Source organism: Halorubrum trueperi (assembly GCF_042662525.1).
In the GTDB taxonomy this organism is placed as follows: Archaea; Halobacteriota; Halobacteria; order Halobacteriales; family Haloferacaceae; genus Halorubrum; species Halorubrum trueperi.
In genome coordinates this window covers 6,181-25,712 of sequence record NZ_JBHSXI010000005.1, presented here as the reverse complement: position 1 = coordinate 25,712, position 19,532 = coordinate 6,181, and the positions used below count along the sequence as shown (strand labels likewise).

The following is a 19,532-nucleotide window of genomic DNA, read 5'->3' as shown; positions in this document are numbered from 1 at the left end:
GAGCGTTCTGGCGAACTGCTCGACGCGCCGGCGAAGTGAACGATACGAAACGTCAATTTCAGCATCTAACTGGCGGATACTCGTATTGAACCGGAGGAACGAATAGAACGCGAACAACAGCTTGTCGAGGCCGATCTTCGCGTGCGCGAAGATCGTGCCGGTCTTGTCGTTGAACGTGCGGTCGCAACCCTTACAGAGATACCGTTGATACTCTCGATAGCTGCCGTGTTTGATCACCGACTCAGACCGGCAGCGCGGGCAACAGAGGCCCTCGCGCCAGCGAACCTGCTCCAGCAGGTTCGCGGCGCTCGCCTCTGAACTCAGCAATTCAAATGGGAACATTGCGTTCGGGTGACGCATCCGCGTCACCCTTGCCCGCTACGCTTTCACAACGCCAGCTCTACCCGACCAACAATCTGCTTCGGAAGAGCGATTGAACTAAAAACCGATAATACCGAATGCTGAACCAGCTCGGTCCGCTAATACCGGATGGTTTTTATGGTCAGGCATCCACAAAGTGTCCATGACCAACGTACCGGTGAAATCGGTGCGAACCACCTTCTCGATTGTCGAGGCACTACTAGACAAGAACGGTGCGACGCCCGCGGAGTTGACGGATCATCTCGGATTGCCAAAGAGCACTATCCACGACCATCTCCAGACACTAGCGGCCGACAACTACGTGATAAACGAAAACGGAGAGTACCACGTTGGTCTGCGTTTCCTCGACATAGGGAGTCGAGCACGTGAGCAAACGCCCCTCTATCAAACGGCAATCGCCGAGGTTGACGACTTAGCGCAGGCCACTGGTGAACACGTCATCTTGATGAGTAGAGAACAGGGATTAGGGGTGATCCTCGCAATCAAGGAGGGAGAGCAGGCTGTCAGTATCGACTCTCATCCGGGACTCCATCTCAGGTTGCACACAACCGCCATGGGCAAGTGTATTCTTGCCCATCTCCCGGAGGATACTCGGGAATGGGTTATCGACCGCTATGGACTTCCCGCGGTGACCCAGGAGACGACGGTTGACGTTGACGAACTCCGCGCCGAGTTGGAAGAAATCCGCAAACGAGGATACGGCGTAGATAGTTCAGGCGAAATTGAGGGGATCAAATGTATCGCGACATCGGTGTTTCAAGACGGAGAGATCGTGGGTTCGATCGGACTCTGTGGACCGGTGAATCGAATCAAGGGAGACTACGAGGACGAGATGAGGGAAGAACTGCTCCAGTGTGCTAATGTGGTTGAGGTCTCGCTCAATTACTCGTAGATACAGCTGTTCTCAGCCGGATTGGGTTCACCAGAGCACCAGTCGTCTTTAGCTAAGACTCACACCTTGGTTGCGTGGCGAGCGTCTTTTGGAGTATTGGTCGTTGCTGGTGGATCCTCTGTGCGTCTTCGATTAGCCGCACCAACAGCGGCGGTGGCGAGTAATCGAGGTACTCACCGAGCCGATGAAGGAGAAGCTGGGCGTGCGACCGGAAGGTCGCCGCCTAGCGCTCTGGCGGAAACACGATATCCTCATCGGCGTGTTCCGTGACCAGATCGAACAGCACGCGGTTCACCAACAGCGACAACAGTGCTGCGTACACCTGGATCTCTACGACGTGCTTCTTGCTCGTGTCGAACTCATCTAGCTCGTACTGCGTCTTCAACTCCTGGACCAGCAACTCAACCTCCCACCGACACCGATAGATGCTCCCCTACTACCGTCGATACACGAGACAACGCTGGCTCAGGGTCACCGTTTCGCTGGCGGGAGTTGAACCTGTGTTACGATGGGATCTTCGAGCGAATGTCTCATCGCTAGTTCGGATTCAAGTCGGTCGATCACGTCGAATCCGCGGTTGTCGTAGACGTGTATTGCCCGTCGACTCCCCGTTGCGACGGTTAGCGTTAACGCTTCTTCGCCTCTGTCGTCGGCGTACGCGATGAGCTGCTTGAGGAGCTCTGTTCCGATACCTCTGTTCTGGTAGTCTTGGTGGACGAATACAACGAACTGATACTTGTCGGTGTCCGAGGGAACGGCCGAGACGTGACCGACGATTCGGTTGCGGTGAATCGCCACGAGGTTCCAGCCGTCGGTCGTAAGATGATCGAGCCCCTCTTTTCTCCGTTCGTTCGACGAAGGAAGGAGCCCAAGAGTCCTGCTGGTTGAGTCGACGTTCTCGTACATATCCAGAAGTGTCCCGTACTGGTCTGATTCGTACGGCTCTATCAGGAGGGCTGCTTTCTCTTCGTCGACAAAGCGCGGACACCGAGGTGGACAGTATTCCGTCCCTTCACATTCGGAATAGTCCCAAACGCTGCAGGTATTTCCGTCGTGGATGCTGTTATGATCGGTGCAGAGGATCGCCGGATCGTTTTCATCGCCGTATTTGCTGATGTCCTCATCTACGTCTTCCAGATTTTCACGAACGAGGAACCGTACTCGTTCGTCAGAGCGAATTCGTCCCCACTCTCTCTGCTGACCATCTTGAGACCAGCTACGAACTCCACTCACAAGGAAGTATTCACTGCTACAGATGAGCGAAATACTTATGGAGCGATGCCGTAACCATTCACTGATGCTTAATGACGCGGTGATTATCGTGGCTGGCGGAGGCAACGGCCTTGGAGAAGCGGTCGCGATCGAACTGGGACGATCCGGCGCGACAGTCATCGTCAACGACCTCGGCTCGGACGTCCGCGGGGAAGGCGAAAGCAAGGAGCCCGCAGACGAGACTGTCACGGCGGTCAAAGACGCCGGGGGAGACGGTATGTCCCACTTCGGCGACGTAAGCTCCCTCGAGTACACTGAATCACTGATCGAGGACACGCTCGACGAGTATGGCCGGATCGACGGTGCAGTCAACTTCGCGGGCATTCTCCGGGACAAACTGTCCTGGGAGATGTCGGCCGACGACTGGGACGACGTGATCCGGGTTCATCTCCGCGGCCACTTCGCTCTCCTTCGCCCGCTGGCGTCCCACTGGCGCCAGCGGGCGAAAGACGAGGACGGACTCGATAGGCAGCGGTCGTTCCTCTGCATTTCGAGCCGGTCGGCCTTCGGGAATCCGGGACAGCTCAACTACTCGGCGGCAAAAGCCGGCGTACTGGGGATGACTCGGACCGCCGCCCGCGAACTCAAGCGGTACGATGTCCGGGTCAACGCCCTGGTACCAACGGCATACACACGCATGATAGATGAGATTCCAGAAGAAAAGCGCCCGTTCACTCGCGAGGAGATGCCGCCGGAGAACGTGGCGAAGATGGTCACGTACCTGATGAGCAACGATGCCGAGGGCATCAACGGCTGTACTGTCCGGGCCGCGGGAGACACGATCGGACTCGTGTCGGATCCAGAACTTCGGCGGATCGGCGTTAGTCCGGACGGATGGGACACGGACGAGATTGCCGAGAAGTTCCGATCGTCCATCGCGAACGGCATCTCTCTTGACCGCACCGAACAAACCCTGTAACCATGCCGACGAAACCGTTCGACAAAATCGAAGCACAGGTCGGAGACACACACCGCACCGTGGATGGACTGGCCGTTGAGGCCGGAAAAGTCGAAGAGTTCGCGCGGGCAGTCGGCGACGAGAACCCGATCCATCGGAACGAACCTGCCGCCGTAGAACGAGGATACGAGACCGTTCCGGCCCCTCTGACATTCACACGGACGAAGTACTTCCCACGATATCGGCCCGATGGGATCGACGAGCGCCTCGGGTTCGATCTCGGTCTCCGGTTCAAACACATCGTTCACGGTGAGCAGGAATACGAGTTCGACCGACCGGTGTACGTCGGGGACGTGCTCTCGGGCGAGACGACCCTAATCGACGTCTACCAGCGGGAGGGCGGGCGTGGCGGAACGATGACCTTTGCCGTCTACGAGACGACGTACCGTGACCGCGGGGGCGACGACGTGCTCACCGAACGAATGACCCGGATTGAGACAGGCGGTACCATAGATGCAGACGACGAGGATGCGATCGAGAACACCGAAGACGACGGCGACAGTCATAAGGGACGCAGTTCGACAGCTGTCACTGACGAAGCGACCAGGGACCGATCTATCGACTCACCACAACTGACACATGACAGCGATCTGCCCGCGACTTCCGCCGACCTCAAAGTTGGTGATCACGGGCCGAAACTCGTTGCGGACCTCGAACGCGAAGATTTCGTCCGATACGCGGGAGCAAGCGGTGATTTCAATCCGATCCACTACGACGAACCGTACGCGAGAGCTAGGGGATACCCGAGCGTCTTCGGACAAGGGATGCTCACTGCGAGCTATGTAGCGACCGTCGTCAGTAACTGGTTCGGCGTCGGCGCGATCGAGTCTTTCGGCGTGCGCTTTCGCGACCAGGTCTGGCCCGGGGACACGGTCACGGCAACGGGAGAGATAACCGCGCTCGAAGATTGCGGTGCGTCTGTGACCGCCGATGCCGACCTCGCCGTGTCCAATCAGGACGACGAAGCCGTTCTGACCGGAACCGTGACTGCCACAATAACCTAGTTGTCCGCTCTCTCGATTACTGCGGCGGAAAACGCTCGGTTTCCTCGCCACGCTCGAATCCGACGCCGAACTCGATATCCGAGTTGTCGACCGGATGCATACACGGCAACCTATAGAACCGAGAGGGCGCACGATCCGGGCGCGTGGGGGTCACTGCTGCTCCGCTGGGGGGCGTTTGACCTCGTCGACGATAGGACGGTCGAGCGAGAGCCGCATTGCGAGTTCTCCCTGCATCCGTTCGATTACGTCGAACCCCATGTTGTCATAGACGGTGATTGCCCGTCGATTGTTCAACGCGACTGTCAACTTGATCGCCTCAACGCCCTTGTTATCAGCGTATGCGACTAACTGTTTGAGCAGTTCTGTGCCGATACCCCTGTTCTGGTATTCCTGATGAACGAACACAACGAGTTGGGATTCGCCTTCTTTAGCTGGCACGGCAGCAACGTGCCCTACGACATTGCCATCGTCAAGTGCGACGAGGTTTAGACCTGCTCCGGTGAGATGATCCAACCACTGTTCTCGTTGCCCGGTCGTCGTTGGTGGGAGCCCGAGTGTCTTGCTATGGGCGTCAAGGTCCTCATACATCGCTGATAGGGCGGCGCAGTAGGTCGACTGGTAGGGTTCGATCAGTAGCGGCATCCCGTTCTTGTCGAAAACCCGTGGACACCGGGGCGGACAGTGTTCCGTTCCCTCGCAGTCGGTGTATACTCACCGACAGAGATACTGATACACTCCGGGCGGATTGATCTCTTTCATCGCTGAGCGGATCTCACTCCGAAGTTCGTCAATTTCTCCAAAGTATTGATTACCAAGGGTTGATCTGAGTTGTCGCCAACACTCCTCGGTTGGATTTAGCTTAGCCATCCCAGTCGGGAGATATAGAAGCTCTAGCTTCGATTTCTCGGCAAACTCCTTGACTTTCTTCGCTGTGAAATAGGAACCTTTGTCGAGAACCACGAGCAGTTTCTCTCCGAATCTTGCCTGAAGTGACTGGAGAAATCGAACCGTCGTTTCCTTGTTGAACGAACCAGCGCATTCCAAAAACATGGTCTCGCCGTTCTCGGTGAGACCGCCCAAGAAATTGATTCCATCACGAGAGGCCGACACGTTCACTGTCGGCCTCTCGTCAATCGGAAACCACGCATATCTGAGATCAGCTCCAACCGATTTCCTGAACTGATCAATCGTTATGACCAGCCTGTCTTCATCCCGTCTCCCGACTTTTTTTGAGCTCGTCGTCGTACCGTTCAAGATCTTCCTCGTCAGCCGAGGCTGGTTCTGGCCGAGGTTTCTTCCAGGAAACCTCGGCCTCTTTCATTAGTCGCTGAACGTGACGCCGGGAATGTGCAACATCAAACTCAGTTATGAGGTGTTGTTGAGCTAGTATACTCGACCAAGCAGGCTCATCGTATCCAGCTTCTTCGGGTGATTGGTTGAGTGTTTCAGCGAATTGTTGGAACTGTTCGTCAGAGAGCTCAGGCGGTCTTCCTGGACGTTCGTCGTCGTAGAGCGCGTCTTCAAAGTCGCGCTCTTCGAAGCGATCCAACCAGTTGTACACTGTCTGACGAGGCCATCCGTATTTTTCCTCGATCTTATCTGGAGATAGCCCAGCGAGATATTCGCGTGCAGTAGTGAGCCGTTTGATTGCTTTCGGATCACGCTCGTCCGCGAGCTGCTCGCGGACGCGCTCAACTGAAAGATCGGGAATCTTGTTCCCGTCCTTGGACATACTCAAACGATGAGCTTCTGTGTCTCAAAACTTTCGACGTTGAGTATAATCCCACGCATTGCAGGCCTCTTTTTCGTTATCATTTTCCATGGTGTTACTGTCGCGTTCTGAGTTGATAAAGCCCCGGAGAGATTGACCTCTTGGAGTACGGTCGAGTCAAGCTATGTGAGAGTTCCCAAGCCAAACAGTAGTCAGTGAACTCCGTGTTGAACCAAGAGAACTGGCGTTTCAGTGTTGCAAAGTCAGAAATATAGTCGCTTAGGCGACAGCCGTCGCTGGCGGGTGACGGCTGTCGCCGGCAAATGAGTGGTGATCACCCGAACGAATCCAGAGTCTCGTTCCAGAAGGTGCGGACTTTCTGGATTGCACGCGCCACGCCACCCTTGACTGGGTGGCGTTGGCGAAACCACACGACGAGTATGTATCCAATCAACGCACAGAACAGCTCAAACAAGACGCCGTTCAGCGACTTTGAGTGAAAATTCTCGATGTTGAGATACTGCTTCCACTCCCGGAAGAGAATCTCAATGACGGTTCGTAGCGTGTAGATGTTGATCACATCGATTGGATCGTACGCTGACGACGCCAGCGTCGTCAGGTACTCGATTTCTTCTCCGTCGGGCGTTTCCAAGACAATCCGACGAAACTCCTCACCAGTCTCGGCCAACTCGATTCGTTCGTCACGAACCTGCCGTGTTGATTCTTCGTCAGAGTTTGTCGGCTGTGCGGCGTTGTTTTCGGTGACGGTTACTTCGAACTCTTCGAGGACTTCGATGACCTCGAATCGAGCGTCCGAGTGTAGCAGTGTGACGAAATCATCGTCGCTGTCGTTGATTTCACAGAACCGAAGATAGCGCGTGTATGCACGGTCAAACACCCAGATAACCGAGTCGAGGTCTGCGAAGACCTCGACGTCGTCTTTGAGGAGATCGAACTGCGGGCTTTCGTGAGTATCGCCCTCTGTAACAGTAGCATCGAGTGGATGCTTGTGTTCTCCATCTACGCGCGCGGCGCAGTGTAGTTCGAGTCCGCCGTCATTTGTATCGATCTTGTAGACATCCTCGTCGTCTCAGACGAATTCGTCTGAGACGACAACGGAGCGGGTGAGTTCGAGATTCGTTGCGTCAGCAGCGACGACACCTCGCGTCAGCCACTCCAGTCGTTTTCGCTGGACTGCACGCTGATGATACAGCTGTGGCGTGTGCAGTAACGCAAACAGGAGACGAACGACCGCGCGGTAGTCGCGGTCGTTCGTGAGTGCGGAAAACCGTGACTTGGGCATGTGTTCGAGAGAGACATCAACAGCCGTCTTGTCTTCGAGTTCAGCAAGAGAACTGGACGGATCGAGACCCTCACGAACAGCGACCTTGACGTGGTTCGTGAAGTCGTGTTTGTCAGAGTGGACGCCGATTCTGAACTGGTCAGCAATGGACTCGCTGTCGACTGCGTCGAGCAGCGAGTACACCTCATCGGCGACGGTTTCGTCAGCATTGATATTGCTGGCGTTCGTTACATCTTCTGACGGCCTGTCTGCTGGTTTGGAAGCTACAGACATTACAGGCCGTCACTACCGTTTCATCCAGCTTTTAAATACTTAGAACGCGACAGTGGTGTTATTAAGGGGCTCTTCAAGATAGCTTTTATGCCGAACATTGTCAGTCACGGGAGTATCTCAAACGCGAATGCAGATGGCAACGTTACCTCGTTCTGCTGCCGACTGAGGCCAGTAACAGAGACCCCTGGCGTGTGACACGAACTGCTGTCAGATACGTTCCTCCCTTCCTCTCTCGTGGGCACCCGAACACCGGAAACAACTGTTTGGATACCGAAATCTGTGGGGTGTGGCGACACGGATTGAAAACCGCTGCCGCTCTCAACATTTTAATAGTCTTCCTAATGTCGGCAAGAAACGTAATGGTTGGACAGCATCTCTGTCGTTACACTGCGTTCGGCTTTGCCGGATAGATCCGGGTGTTCTCCGCCGTTGCCGTTGATACGTGATTGACAACTAGGTGGGTGGTGTTACCGACAGTAACGTTCCCGAGGATGGAAGCGAGGAACTCTGCGAAGGTATTCAGGCGGCCGTCAGTCGAACTCGGGATCACGCGATTCGAGAAACGCTTGGATGCCTTCCCGGTGAGCGTCGCTTTCGTAGGCCAGCGCCTGGAGCAGCGCTTCTCGTTCAAGTGCCTCCTCTAGATGACGTCCGAGGTTACCATGCATTCCGCGCTTGATTGCCCCCAATGCGGACGTCGGTTTGTCATCCAGCGTTGCGAGGAGTTCGTCAACGCAATCGTCCAGTTGATCCGGGGGTACTGCCTCCGTGATCAGATCTATCTCTGCCGCTTCCGTCGCAGTGATCACTCGACCAGTCATGGCGAGTTCTCTCGCTGTCCGAAGGCCAACTAACTGCGGGAGGAGATACGTGCCACCGCTATCGGGAATGAGTCCGACGTTGACGAAGACTTCGCCGAACCGGGCATTTCGCGCCGCGATTGCGAAGTCACACGCAGCCGCGAGATTCGTGCCCGCCCCAACTGCGTCCCCGTTCACTTTCGCAATAACGGGAAACGGTGCGAATAGGATCTCTCGGATTACGGTGTTCATCGTTTCCTCAACTCGCCGATAGGCATCTTCTGGATTCTCGGCGCCAACCCGTTCCGCCATCGCCTCGATATCACCGCCAGCGCAGAAAGCCTCCCCACGGCCCGTGAGAACAAATGCCCGTACATTCCTCTCCGCGGCCTCCCTGAGTTGTGCGGTCAGTTCGTGTGCCGTCTCGACGGATATCGCGTTTCTCGTGTCCGGCCGATCGAACGCCGCCGTCTGAACCCGATCGTCAACGCTCGTCTCCATATTCCTACTTCGCACGGTTGGCTAATAAGCGTGTTCCGACGCCGCTACGCTCTCAGCCATGACGAAACCGATCCGCTTTGACCGTCGTACCGCCGGTATAGTTCTACGCCTGTTCACGAAGTTGGGCGCGTTGGAGTTTGCCGACTTCGTCTTTTGGGAGTTCGTCCAAGAACTCAATCTCACGGGGGTACTTGTACTTCGCCATCGCCGATTTCGCGTGGTCTTGCAGATCAGAAACGAGACTCTCGTCGGGAGTGGCGTCGTTAACGAGAGTCACAAAGGCTTTGACGATCTCACCTCTCGTTTCATCGGGTTTGCCGACGACAGCCGATTCTGCCACTGCAGGATGATCGTTGAGGACCTCCTCAACTTCAGGAGCGGCAATCTGACGCCCCCCCGAAACGATCATATTGTCCAACCGCGTCTCAAACCACAACCACCCATCCTCGTCGCGCTCGTAGGCGTCGTCGAGGAGTGCCCAGTCTTCGAGACTGTCTTGCTCCATTCTGTCCGGCATATCCGGATGAATGTTGTTCCAGTAGTTGATCGTCGTAGGTCCGCGGATCGCCAGCCGACCGCTTTCGTTCCGTACAGTGTCGACAGTCTCATCATTGATGTCGACCACTTTCGCCTCGTATCCGGCGTAGGGTTTGCCAACAGAAAGTCCAGGTGCGATCTTCTCTCCGTCCCGGTAGGGAGTGAGAAAGATGTGCCGCATCGGCGTCATTCCGACCGTGTTGCACGTGTTCTCGATCCCAGTCTGGTCGACCCACCGGTCGTACGTCTGCTCGTCAAACATTTCCCCGGACATCACCACGAGCCGAACAGAACTGAGGTCGCGCTCAGAGACGTCTTCCTCGTTCATCATCATCCTGAGCATTGTCGGAGCACCGACGAACACCGATACACCGTATTCCTCAATGATGTCGAGCATCTCGGCGGGCGACGGTTGTTCCGTCAGAACCGCGGATGCGCCGTGTCGAAGCGGGAAGTTGATTTTCTCTCCGTTCCCAAATGCGTGTCCGAGAGGTGCAGGACAGAACGAGATGTCGTCTGAACCAAGTGTACGGCCTTCACCAGCTTCGAGATCGGTGATTGTCACCTCGGCGGCGTGAGGGTGGACACATCCTTTGGGTTTACCGGTTGTTCCGCCGGTGTAGAAGATCGACGCTGCATCGGATGGTGCTGTGTCAGCGTACTCGGTGTCGGGCTCGGCTTCAGTTAATGCGTTGTTGAAAGACCGGTATTCGCTATCGTAGTCACCCACAACAAATGCATCTTCCACACTGGGAGTGTTTTCGAGGGCCTCTTCGACGGCCTCGAAACCATCTGCTTGGGCGATCACGACCGAGGCTTCAGTATCATTGATAAAATACTCGACCTCGCGGGCACTCTCTGGCAGAGCACTTGGGACATTGACCCCTCCGACCTTCCAAGTCGCTAACTGGACAACGTGGGCGGCCGGAATCTCGCCGAGTCGCCAGAAAACGCGGTCACCAGGCTCAACACCAGCGTCTTTGAGAACCGAAGCAAATCTTTCGACGCGGTTGTGAAGCTCCCCGAAGGTGATGTCTTCGCCCGTATCCAACGATCGGATGGCAATGTCGTCGGCCCTGTCGTCCTCTTCAATCCCGCGTTCAAGGATTTCGTAGGTTGCGTTGAGGGACTCGGTGTTATGGACGTAGTCTATGCTCGGGTTCGCATATATGGGCTCTGGTGCACTGTCCGGTACGAACCGCTCTGGGACATTTTCGTACATGCGTCATGCTGTTTAGATGGGGGCTTATTAACTTTTTCCAGGACTCATCCCGGTAGGTCGTGACATCGACTCGGCTGGTGAACCACACCAACGATGGACGAAGAGTCTGCTCAGGTCTGCGTTCCCCCACGTGAGCGATGCTTTGAACGTCACCGTCTCGCCGATTCGGGCGAGAAGATGGCGTGTGTCTACTGCGGAGAGGGCTGTTGTCAAGCGAGACACCACAGGCAAAGGCGCGCAACAATACTGGTGCAAGAACTGTAAAACCTCCTTTAACGACCTCACAGACATTATCTTCGGCTAGCATTGCTTCACTCTCGAGGAGACGTTCTACATCGTCGGATAGATGCGATCGGGACTGGCCGCTAAGATCGTTCCTACTCTTGACCGTAATTACGAAACTATCCTCGGCTTTCTCAATATAGGAGCGTGTCATAGAATTCATCGCATCCCATCTCACAGGCAGGTTCGTTTTCTCGCTCGTAGTTAGCGATTGAGACGACGAGTCGTAGGCAAAGCGCAACGAACACTCCTGTTCGGACTGCTCCCCGGTTGTTGTACGTCTCGTCCAAGATTAATTGTTTCAGTTGAACATCCCCGCTGTGTTCCTCAATTCGGTCTTCAACCCGGTATTCAACGTCTTACTGGTCGTCAGTGTTTCGCGGAGTGTATGGAGCGCTTAGCACGATCCCTGCGGCCAGTGGGTGGTCGTGCCAATCGAAGATATCGTAGGCGACGTCTCTAAGCATCCAGACTGATGAGCCGAAGATGAGCGCCCACACGAGGAGAGGGATCCGTAGCTTGCTCTCTCGCTCGACCACGCCGAGTTCCTCGCGTGCTTTCCGAGGAACTCGGGAGGAATCAGTGTAGTGAACCGATGCATGATTCTCGATCCGGAGGCGTTGTGGCGCAGACTTGCCGCCTCCCCGTTCCTCTCGAAAAGTATCCACGATAAGACGCTGCTATCATGCGGTTTCTGACTTAGCTAAAGGCGGATGGAAATAGAGGTGTCTGCCGGGAGCTTGTCAAGACCGCTTCTGATGAGTAAGATCGTATATCGACCACAGAAGATTTATACAGCACCCCATGATAATTTGTACCAAATGTCAGGACACAAAGCTGACCTCACATTTCCGACCTGTTGTGCATGCTGTCCGCATCTGCAGACCTTCAAAGCGTCTTGTACGCACGATCTTCGGCAATCAATCATTCGGGGACTGACGACTAATCAGCCCTGCCCCGTGTATTCACAAGAGAAAACCACCGCGATGCAGCAGCTCATAGACGACCAATAATCTCTTCCATGGCATTCGAATCTCATCGAAAGTCACCCAATTGCCGTACTCTATTCAGCAGTCAGTATTGGCCCATACCACATATCGAAAAGCTGTGTCACTAGGGCAGTCAAGAGCCACTCGACTCACACCGAGATCGGGAACAAAGAGGCGATGGACGGCAATCTGACCGTCCATCCCTTCCGATACCTACGTCACCGGTAGCACTCGTACAAGCACACGCGAGAACCGTCATAGCTTCCGTCGGGAGCGACTGGCGAAGTTCCGTGGCGTCTCGACGCATCGCTTCCAAACGTATCTCGACTGCCTTGCACTGAAACTCGACTAACTGGGGGGCTGGGCCACGAAACTACTATGTTACGATGTACGGGATGAGCGTTCCCAGAAAGCCTACTGTTGTATCCGATGGTACTTTCACCTCGTGTGGGCTGTTCGACATCGAGTGGAGAAACATGTTCTGACCGTTCTGGGGTTTGACCAGCTGATTCCGGCGTCCTACGGGCGCGCTCCAAAGAACTAAGTGTATGCTAGACCTCTCTGTGAGTATGGTGAGTCAGGCCCACAAGACAGACGGCCAAGAGACGTCAAGGCGTGCCATCGAGCGGTTAAAAAAGTACACGGTGGTCGACTGCGACGTCCACGAAATAAATCTCGACCAAGGTGAGTACGCGAAGTACGTTGACGAACCTTGGAAAAGCCGAATCAAACACATCGGCCGTACGGACGAACCCTTAGCAGGTAACCTGGTCGGCAACTTCAATTTTGACCTTGACCCGACGCCACATGGACTCGGGAAAGATGTCAAAACGACCACGCCGGAAGGCCTTGGCGCGTTCATGGATCGGTTCAATACAGACTACATCGTCCTGCATGGTCACACATTCGAGGCAGTCAGCGATGTCCCCGAACGTGACTGGGCAACTGCGCTCTGTCGGGCCTATAACGACTACATTCTCGACCAATTCATCGACGAGAATGACGGAATCGTTGGGTCGATTCGTGTCCCGACTCAGGCCCCCCGGCGGGCTGCAGAAGAGATCGAGCGAATGGCCGATGAAGACGGGATGGTTTCGATCCACATCGCCTCGGCCCCTCAAGAACTCCTCGGTGATCGCAAGTACGACCCGATCTACGAGGCCGCAGAGAAGGCAGGTCTCCCGATTGATTACCACGTCGGCTTTTCGAACCCTCCATGGAACGGGGTCTTCGGCGCTACCACTCTGGAGAGTACCGTCGAGTACATGGGTGCGTACAACCAGCACAATATGGCCCACATTCCGAGCATGATCTTCCAAGGTGTTCCCGAGCGGTTCCCCGACCTCCAGCACATCTTCGTAGAGCAGGGCATCACGTGGCTTCCTTGGATTCAGGGCCGTATGGACAAGAACTACGAGTTGCGGAAACATCATCTGGACTGGTTGGAAAAGCCACCGAGTGAATATCTTAAGGACAACTTCTACTTCACGACCCAGCCCATCGAGGAGGTTGCGGGTCCACAGAGGCTGTCTAAAATATTCGACATGATCGATGCGAAGAACACGCTCATGTACGCCTCTGATTTCCCTCATTTCGACTTCGACTACCCATCGGTGCTGACGATTCCTGGTGTAGACGAAGAGACAGAGGAGGCCATCTTCGGAGGCAACGCACTCTCGGTGATGGATTTCTAACAGGCTCTCTACCCTTTGAGCGTCTGGGGCTTGAATAGACACGAGCCGCTGTTTCCAGTTTTAGCGGTGGGTATTCATATTGACTGGCTCTTTTGGACCACAATCTTTAGGTCTCTTTCCCCAGAACCCATGTGTAATGGCGCAGACCGTCGCGACTACCGAAGAGCTCCAGCCTGGTGACCGGAAGTTTGTCGAAATTAACGGCATTGAGATCACTGTACTCAACGTCGACGGAGAAATATACGCGATTCGGAACTTCTGTCCTCACATGGAAGGACCAGTCGGCCGTGGACCGGTCAATCACGAAGACTGCGAAACGCCCACAATCGATTGTCCGTTCCACGGCTGGACCTTCGACTTAGAAACTGGTAAGGTCAGCTTCGGCAACTCGAAACGAATCATGACTTTCGACACCGAGGTAGTAAATGGCGAGATTCGTGTCGACGTATAGCCTGTAGAGCGGACCTGAAGCCTGGATCACGTCAAGCCTGCAGCACTGATGCCAGCCATCGAAGAAAGCCACTTGCTGTTGACCCAAGTATCACATGAAGAGTGGCAGTACGCGTCGATTTCTTCGGTATAAAATGACTGGAGAAGTTAGGCAGCTCGAGAGTGCGTGAACAAAGAGAACTCTGGCAGATCGAACCTCCCGAGTGATCTACAACCCGTAGACACGTGACGCGTTTTTTGCGAGAACCTGTTCGCGTTGTTCATCGTCGAGTTCGGGCAAATCCTCGACAGTGTCGGCGTTCCAGTAAGGGTATCCCGAACCGTATAGAATCCGGTCGAATCCCACCATATCGAACAGGGAGACGGCTGTTTCGTCGGGAAGAACACCGAGTGGATAGGTCGTTACGTAGCAGTTGGTCTCGAGGTATTCGATCGGTTCACGTTCTAGATGAACCGGGACTGTATCCTCTAAGTTCCGGTAATAACGTGTGCTCCGCCAGAGGGTCTGGAGTACCCAGCTTACGCCTTGGCCAGCATACACGATGTCGAGATCAGGGTATCTATCGAACACGCCCTGGAAAAGCATGCTCACCATGTTTGTCATGTGGTTGTGAACCAGATTGGTGTCGTGAGTCACGTACTGTTCTGGGATGCCCATAGCAGTCTGGCGGTGGATAGGATTGCCCGAGACGTGGATAGTCAGGGGCATGTCCGCCTCGGCTGCCGCCTCGTAGAGCGGGTCATACGATCGGTGGCCGAGAGGGAGCTCACCGCCGCCATAGACGAGCACTGTGACCATGTCGGGATTGTCGGCATACTTACGTACCTCTGCTGCGGCCGCCTCCGGATTACTCGTAGAAACTACGACTGATCCGACGAATCGATCTGAGACCGGCAACCAATCACTGGCCACGACTTCGTTGTAGGCTGACGCGAGTGCTGCCGAGTAGTCAGGGCTTGGGATCGCCGGGAGAAACCGCATTTCGTGGCTCGTCAAAAGTGCCGTGTCGACACCCCGGTCGGCCAGGGCCCTATCCATCGCCTCGGGCGAACGGTAGTGCTGGGCGTCCTCGTAAGTCGTCTCGTCGCCAGAAGCGTCCTCGCCCCAGAAGTCGTGGTACCACGGAATTGAGGGCATGAGCGTCCCCGAAATCGGGTCTTGGATTTTGGACTTAACCGCAAGCCTGCGGTGCCACTTATCTGGAACGTGGTCCTTCATTTTACCAACATCTACTGCCCACTGCTGGACACAGCTGTCAATCGTGCGCGCCATCGTACGTAGGTACTCACGCCAAAGACATTTAATGATTTCTACGGACTGCAAGCACGACAGTGATGCTGGCTGCTGTCGGCCTGACCTCCGGAGCGGCCCGTGCTGGTACTGGGAACCGCTCCGTGGATGGGTGAAAGCCTTCAACCTCGCGAACGCGTGCTAACGCGCCCGCAAAATGTGGATCGTCGTATTCGCGCCGACACCATTGAGAGCACCGCCTGCGTTCTCCGCCAGTCCGACCGTTGCGTTAGGGACTTGCCGGTCGTTTGCCTCGCCACGCAACTGCCAAGTCAGCTCTGCAATCTGGGCAACACCAGTCGCCCCGACAGGGTGCCCCCTAGCCTTGAGGCCCCCACTTGGGTTGACAGGTGCTGGGCCGTCGCGCTCGGTTCGACCTGAGAGGATCGCTTCGGGGCCGTCTCCGGGTGCAGCGATACCGAGTGCCTCGTAGTTGAGTAATTCTCCCATCGTCGACCCGTCGTGGACTTCGAATAGGTCAACATCGTCGGGACCGAGCCCGCTTCGGTCGTATGCAACGTCCGCGACATCGCCGACCTTCCCAGGATCTCCGAAGGTCGTGGCTTGGTCGTATGTTCCGGTACGATGGACGGCTGCCTCGATAGCGACGGCGTTGTTGGGTGTCCCGAAGTCGTCGGCGACTAGCACTGCTGCAGCCGCGCCGTCGGAGTTGGGACACATATCATACAGGCGCATCGGGTCGGCGATGACCGGCGATTCCAAGACGTCGTCTTTGGTGATTTCTCGGTGGAAGTGCGCACGTGGGTTATCGAGGGCATTCCGGTGGTTCTTGACGCTGATCTGCGCTAGGGCTTCTCGGAGGTCGTCGTCACCGTGGCGGTCTGCGTAGGCATTCGCACGCATCGCGTAAACGCTCGGGAACGTCAGGCCACGGTCGCTCTCGCGAGCCACGTCTGCCGCCGCAGCGAGACCGCCAGTGGCTTCCTCGGTGGAAACACCAGTCATCTTCTCAACGCCGAGAACGATTGCTACGTCCGCAAGGCCCGCAGCAAGTTCGCGGTAGGCCAGCCGGACGGCACACGCAGAGCTCGAGCAGGCATTCTCGACGTTCGTGATAGAGATGCCCGAAATACCTGCCTCACGCAGGCAGACTTGCCCGACGATACCCCGCTGGCGGTCGGCTGGCCCACCAACGTTCCCGACGAAAGCTACATCAAGGTCGTCTCGCGAAACCGACGCTCGGTCAGCGGCATCGTCTAGGGCGGCTTGGACTGCATCGGCACCTAGTTGGCGGACGTCGCGGTCGAGTTCCCCGAACTGTGTTTGGCCGACGCCCGCGATGTAGACGTCTCTCATGTGCTCCCCTCCATATCAGTGGTGAATCCCCACATCTCTTCGGGAACTGGACCCTCAGCAGGTGTTATCATCGTGACAGCGACCGACCGACCAATTTCTAGGTCGTCGGGGTTCGAGTTGATTGGGCCGAACACCCGTACATCGCCGGGATCGAGACGCACGAAGCCCACTGTGTAAGGGGCCTCAAACCCCTCTTGAGGGACCCGAACAACAGAGTATGTCTCGAGTTCACCCGTTCGGTTGAAGATCATCTCATCAAGGTCGTTGCTACCACAGTTGGGGCATTGCAACCGCGGCGGGAAGGTGACTTCCTCACAGCGTTGACACTGAGTCCCCAGGAGGCGTACCACGCCGTCGACACATGTCAGTGATTCCTCGGACGAGACCGTTCCAGCTTTCGTCATCGATTCCAGAGTTTGGTGGTCATACATTTAGGTGTTTCTCCGGGGCTGTCTCAGACTATGCTGTCTCCCTCGTTGTGGAGTGCCAGCCATCGCCCCTATCCAGGTCAAACGGTAGGTTACTGACCGCAGAATGCCGAATATTTAACCCATTGGTCGCTGAAAGCCAGTTTGATGAGACTGCTCTCCCACCCAGTGAGATTCGGCGATACGACGCTCGGTCGATCGATGCATTCAGAGACGCTATTCGACTTGCTTGCGGTAGCCCTCGAGGAACTGGGGGAAGCTCTCGACTACCCATTTACCGAGATTCTCGCGAACGGCGGGACGCCCTACGCACCTGTCGATGTTCGCGGATGTATGTCCCAGTACCCGATTCACGGCGAGACAGTCCGAGTCGAGGGGAAACCAGTCGAGATCAGCACCCGCAGCTTCGTTTACCAGTATGTGTTCCGCCGCGCGGCTGACGGAATGGAGTACTGTCGGATGCGGGTAACCCACGTCACCATTGCTGCCGACGGCGACGCAGAGCCACTCCCCGAGCATGTTCGAGCGTCACTCTCGGACTCTCTTGACGCCGGGGATGGGGAATCGACTGATAATTCTGGCGGAACGTCTGGCTATCCGACTCTCGACGAGCACGCCTCCATTTCTGAAATCACCGATGGCGACTGCGAAGATTCACCAGTTACATTCTCCCGGGATTTCCGGATTGGAACGCCACACATCGAGGCCGCAGACTGGGGCTACTTCGAGGAGTATTTCCGATTCATTTCTCTCGCACTTGAGGAACAACTCGTATCGCGTGGCGTTAACCCTGCAGACATCTGTGAAGAGGGTCTACAAATCCAACCAGCCGCTTGGCACGTCACATTCGAGGATGTCGTCCCATACGGTTCGACGCTCACCGTCAATGGTGCAATCCATGTGTCTGACGAAGAATCTGCGACGGTAGACAATGCCCTCACCGTCAGGTACCACCTTGATAGCGACCGCGGGACGCACATCCGTGCAGTCTTCGAGTATGCTTGCTTTGGGCCTGATAAGTCGACCGAACCCGTGCCCTCGGATGTTTTTGGCGTGTCCCAGAGCAAATAAGCGACGTTCGGTCCGCGAACGAATTAGTTGGTATCGCTTCCAGCTGTGGTCGGAGGTCGTGTTTAGTTTGGAGCATTGTGCCAGCAGGCGAAGGTTTGGAGCCAATTTTCAGCGGTTTCTGGTTCGACGTGGCTGAAACAGTTTGAGAACGAGGAGGTACGGCGTTTGAGCTCGCGGAAAATTCGCTCGATGGCGTTCCGATTTCCATCTCGCGTAGTTTGAAATCGGAGGCCTGCTCTGGCCAGCGCAGTTTGGAGGTGTTGAGCGCCGTCGACGAGAAACACGGCGGATTCGACGTCGTGTTTTTGACGGAGTTCACGCAGGAAAATCTCTGTCAACGCGGTCGTCGTTGTCGCAAACAACCGAACGTGCAGCAGGTAGTTCGTCGCGGGATCGCCAGCAGCGTACATGCCTTGTTTTGCCGCCGAGTGACGGCTATCTCAGACGCTCTCACGGAAGGATTCCGTCAAGCTAACCAGGAATTGGACGCCGTCTGGCGATATGGCATCGCTCAGACGGCTTGCCTGGATGTGTCGAGACCTTGCCAAACAGCACGTTGATGAGCCGGACGTACCCGCCGCGCCGGACGGCGCGGACGGGTACGCCGAGTGGACGCAAATCGCATTGATTCTGTTCCGCGTCGAGCTCGAAAAGAGTCTCCGTGAGACCGAAGATTACCTCAACGAGATGCCTGGCGTCCTCGCCGTGTTTGATCTTGACGACGCACCGCACTACAGTTCGTTTTGTCGGTGGGAAAACGAGTACCGGATGCGTGAACTCCGCCGCCTGCTCCGCCGAAGCGCGGAGCAGGCGGGCTGGAGTGGTGAAGCTGCAATTGACGCAAGCGGCTTTCAACGCGATCAAACCAGCTACCACTACCGCGACCGCGCAGACTTCTCGTTCCAGTCGATGAAGACGACGATCTTGATCGACGTGAATTCGCTAGCGATCAAGGACGTTCATTTCACGACGCAGAAGGCATGGGACGGCCACATTGGGATGCAGGTCTTCCGCCGGAACGCGGAAGACCTGCGTGTGTTGTCTGCTGACGCGAACTACTCGTGGAGCGACCTCCGTGAGGAGTGTCGCTCCAACTCAACGCGACCGTTGATCAAGCACAGAGAGCAGACACCGCTACAGAAGGCTCATAACGCCC

16 protein-coding genes and 6 pseudogenes are annotated in these 19,532 nt (G+C 55.9%); 8 read left to right on the top strand and 14 right to left on the bottom strand.

The window, feature by feature from the left end:
• On the bottom strand, nucleotides 1–342 hold a 342-nt coding region (locus ACFQEY_RS05625), incomplete at its 3' end, for an IS1/IS1595 family N-terminal zinc-binding domain-containing protein (RefSeq protein WP_379765627.1).
• A 181-nt stretch (nucleotides 343–523) separates the two neighbouring features.
• On the opposite strand from ACFQEY_RS05625, the gene ACFQEY_RS05620 reads away from it, so the two are divergent.
• Complete coding sequence (locus ACFQEY_RS05620; RefSeq protein WP_379765625.1) at nucleotides 524–1,273, top strand: IclR family transcriptional regulator; 750 nt, start codon at nucleotides 524–526, stop codon at nucleotides 1,271–1,273.
• A 52-nt stretch (nucleotides 1,274–1,325) separates the two neighbouring features.
• Here the strand turns inward: ACFQEY_RS05620 and ACFQEY_RS05615 are convergent.
• The 3 genes and pseudogenes from ACFQEY_RS05615 to ACFQEY_RS05605 all read right to left on the bottom strand — a co-directional run.
• A pseudogene (locus ACFQEY_RS05615) lies at nucleotides 1,326–1,703 on the bottom strand (transposase); the annotation flags it as partial.
• A gap of 41 nt (nucleotides 1,704–1,744) precedes the next feature.
• On the bottom strand, nucleotides 1,745–2,179 hold the full coding sequence (locus tag ACFQEY_RS05610; RefSeq protein WP_379765732.1) for a GNAT family N-acetyltransferase: 435 nt from the start codon (nucleotides 2,177–2,179) through the stop codon (nucleotides 1,745–1,747).
• A gap of 102 nt (nucleotides 2,180–2,281) precedes the next feature.
• Nucleotides 2,282–2,449 (bottom strand): annotated as a pseudogene (locus tag ACFQEY_RS05605) (IS1595-like element ISHti5 family transposase); the annotation flags it as partial.
• A gap of 121 nt (nucleotides 2,450–2,570) precedes the next feature.
• Here ACFQEY_RS05605 and ACFQEY_RS05600 point away from each other — a divergent pair.
• Together ACFQEY_RS05600 and ACFQEY_RS05595 are read left to right on the top strand one after the other, a co-directional pair.
• Nucleotides 2,571–3,464, top strand: coding sequence for an SDR family oxidoreductase (locus ACFQEY_RS05600; RefSeq protein WP_379765623.1), 894 nt, complete (start codon nucleotides 2,571–2,573; stop codon nucleotides 3,462–3,464).
• A gap of 2 nt (nucleotides 3,465–3,466) precedes the next feature.
• Nucleotides 3,467–4,507 carry an FAS1-like dehydratase domain-containing protein gene (locus ACFQEY_RS05595; protein ID WP_379765621.1) on the top strand — a complete coding sequence of 347 codons (1,041 nt, stop codon included), beginning with the start codon at nucleotides 3,467–3,469 and terminating at the stop codon, nucleotides 4,505–4,507.
• Nucleotides 4,508–4,657: 150 nt separating this feature from the next.
• On the opposite strand, the gene ACFQEY_RS05590 is transcribed toward ACFQEY_RS05595, so the two are convergent.
• From ACFQEY_RS05590 to ACFQEY_RS05570, 5 genes and pseudogenes are all read right to left on the bottom strand, one after another.
• Complete coding sequence (locus ACFQEY_RS05590; protein WP_379765618.1) at nucleotides 4,658–5,149, bottom strand: GNAT family N-acetyltransferase; 492 nt, start codon at nucleotides 5,147–5,149, stop codon at nucleotides 4,658–4,660.
• Between the two features lie 69 nt (nucleotides 5,150–5,218).
• Nucleotides 5,219–6,239 (bottom strand): IS630 family transposase gene (locus tag ACFQEY_RS05585; protein WP_089309092.1). Its coding sequence is split into 2 segments (ribosomal slippage): nucleotides 5,219–5,737 and nucleotides 5,739–6,239, totalling 1,020 coding nucleotides; the frame shifts between segments, so codons are not numbered across the junction.
• Between the two features lie 313 nt (nucleotides 6,240–6,552).
• Nucleotides 6,553–7,807 (bottom strand): annotated as a pseudogene (locus ACFQEY_RS05580) (IS4 family transposase).
• Nucleotides 7,808–8,324: 517 nt separating this feature from the next.
• The gene (locus ACFQEY_RS05575; RefSeq protein WP_379765615.1) at nucleotides 8,325–9,095 is read right to left on the bottom strand and encodes an enoyl-CoA hydratase/isomerase family protein; all 771 of its coding nucleotides are present in this window, start codon (nucleotides 9,093–9,095) and stop codon (nucleotides 8,325–8,327) included.
• A gap of 103 nt (nucleotides 9,096–9,198) precedes the next feature.
• On the bottom strand, nucleotides 9,199–10,854 hold the full coding sequence (locus tag ACFQEY_RS05570; protein WP_379765612.1) for an acyl-CoA synthetase: 1,656 nt from the start codon (nucleotides 10,852–10,854) through the stop codon (nucleotides 9,199–9,201).
• 93 nt (nucleotides 10,855–10,947) lie between these two features.
• Between ACFQEY_RS05570 and ACFQEY_RS05565 the strand changes: the two are divergent.
• Nucleotides 10,948–11,275 (top strand): annotated as a pseudogene (locus ACFQEY_RS05565) (transposase); the annotation flags it as partial.
• Here ACFQEY_RS05565 and ACFQEY_RS05560 read toward each other — a convergent pair.
• Nucleotides 11,271–11,630 (bottom strand): annotated as a pseudogene (locus ACFQEY_RS05560) (IS5/IS1182 family transposase); the annotation flags it as partial. The pseudogenes ACFQEY_RS05565 and ACFQEY_RS05560 sit on opposite strands and share 5 nt — an antisense overlap.
• A gap of 1,064 nt (nucleotides 11,631–12,694) precedes the next feature.
• On the opposite strand from ACFQEY_RS05560, the gene ACFQEY_RS05555 reads away from it, so the two are divergent.
• Together ACFQEY_RS05555 and ACFQEY_RS05550 are read left to right on the top strand one after the other, a co-directional pair.
• On the top strand, nucleotides 12,695–13,819 hold the full coding sequence (locus ACFQEY_RS05555; protein ID WP_379765609.1) for an amidohydrolase family protein: 1,125 nt from the start codon (nucleotides 12,695–12,697) through the stop codon (nucleotides 13,817–13,819).
• 136 nt (nucleotides 13,820–13,955) lie between these two features.
• Nucleotides 13,956–14,270, top strand: coding sequence for a Rieske (2Fe-2S) protein (locus ACFQEY_RS05550; protein ID WP_379765606.1), 315 nt, complete (start codon nucleotides 13,956–13,958; stop codon nucleotides 14,268–14,270).
• A 207-nt stretch (nucleotides 14,271–14,477) separates the two neighbouring features.
• Here ACFQEY_RS05550 and ACFQEY_RS05545 read toward each other — a convergent pair whose 3' ends face one another.
• The 3 genes from ACFQEY_RS05545 to ACFQEY_RS05535 form a co-directional block, all read right to left on the bottom strand.
• Nucleotides 14,478–15,542 carry an amidohydrolase family protein gene (locus ACFQEY_RS05545; RefSeq protein ID WP_379765603.1) on the bottom strand — a complete coding sequence of 355 codons (1,065 nt, stop codon included), beginning with the start codon at nucleotides 15,540–15,542 and terminating at the stop codon, nucleotides 14,478–14,480.
• Nucleotides 15,543–15,701: 159 nt separating this feature from the next.
• On the bottom strand, nucleotides 15,702–16,877 hold the full coding sequence (locus ACFQEY_RS05540; protein ID WP_379765600.1) for a thiolase family protein: 1,176 nt from the start codon (nucleotides 16,875–16,877) through the stop codon (nucleotides 15,702–15,704).
• A complete protein-coding gene (locus ACFQEY_RS05535) occupies nucleotides 16,874–17,281 on the bottom strand; it encodes a Zn-ribbon domain-containing OB-fold protein (RefSeq protein WP_379765597.1) in 408 nt (135 codons plus the stop codon). Before ACFQEY_RS05535 ends, ACFQEY_RS05540 begins: the two co-directional genes overlap by 4 nt.
• 171 nt (nucleotides 17,282–17,452) lie before the next feature.
• Here ACFQEY_RS05535 and ACFQEY_RS05530 point away from each other — a divergent pair, with 171 nt between their 5' ends.
• Entirely contained in the window at nucleotides 17,453–18,376 is a 924-nt protein-coding gene (locus tag ACFQEY_RS05530) for an acyl-CoA thioesterase (protein ID WP_379765594.1), read from the top strand.
• A gap of 62 nt (nucleotides 18,377–18,438) precedes the next feature.
• On the opposite strand, the pseudogene ACFQEY_RS05525 reads toward ACFQEY_RS05530, so the two are convergent.
• Nucleotides 18,439–18,786, bottom strand: a pseudogene (locus tag ACFQEY_RS05525) (IS6 family transposase); the annotation flags it as partial.
• Between the two features lie 91 nt (nucleotides 18,787–18,877).
• Here ACFQEY_RS05525 and ACFQEY_RS05520 point away from each other — a divergent pair.
• Nucleotides 18,878–19,532 (top strand): IS5 family transposase (locus ACFQEY_RS05520; protein ID WP_379765591.1); only part of this gene is annotated, 655 nt, incomplete at its 3' end.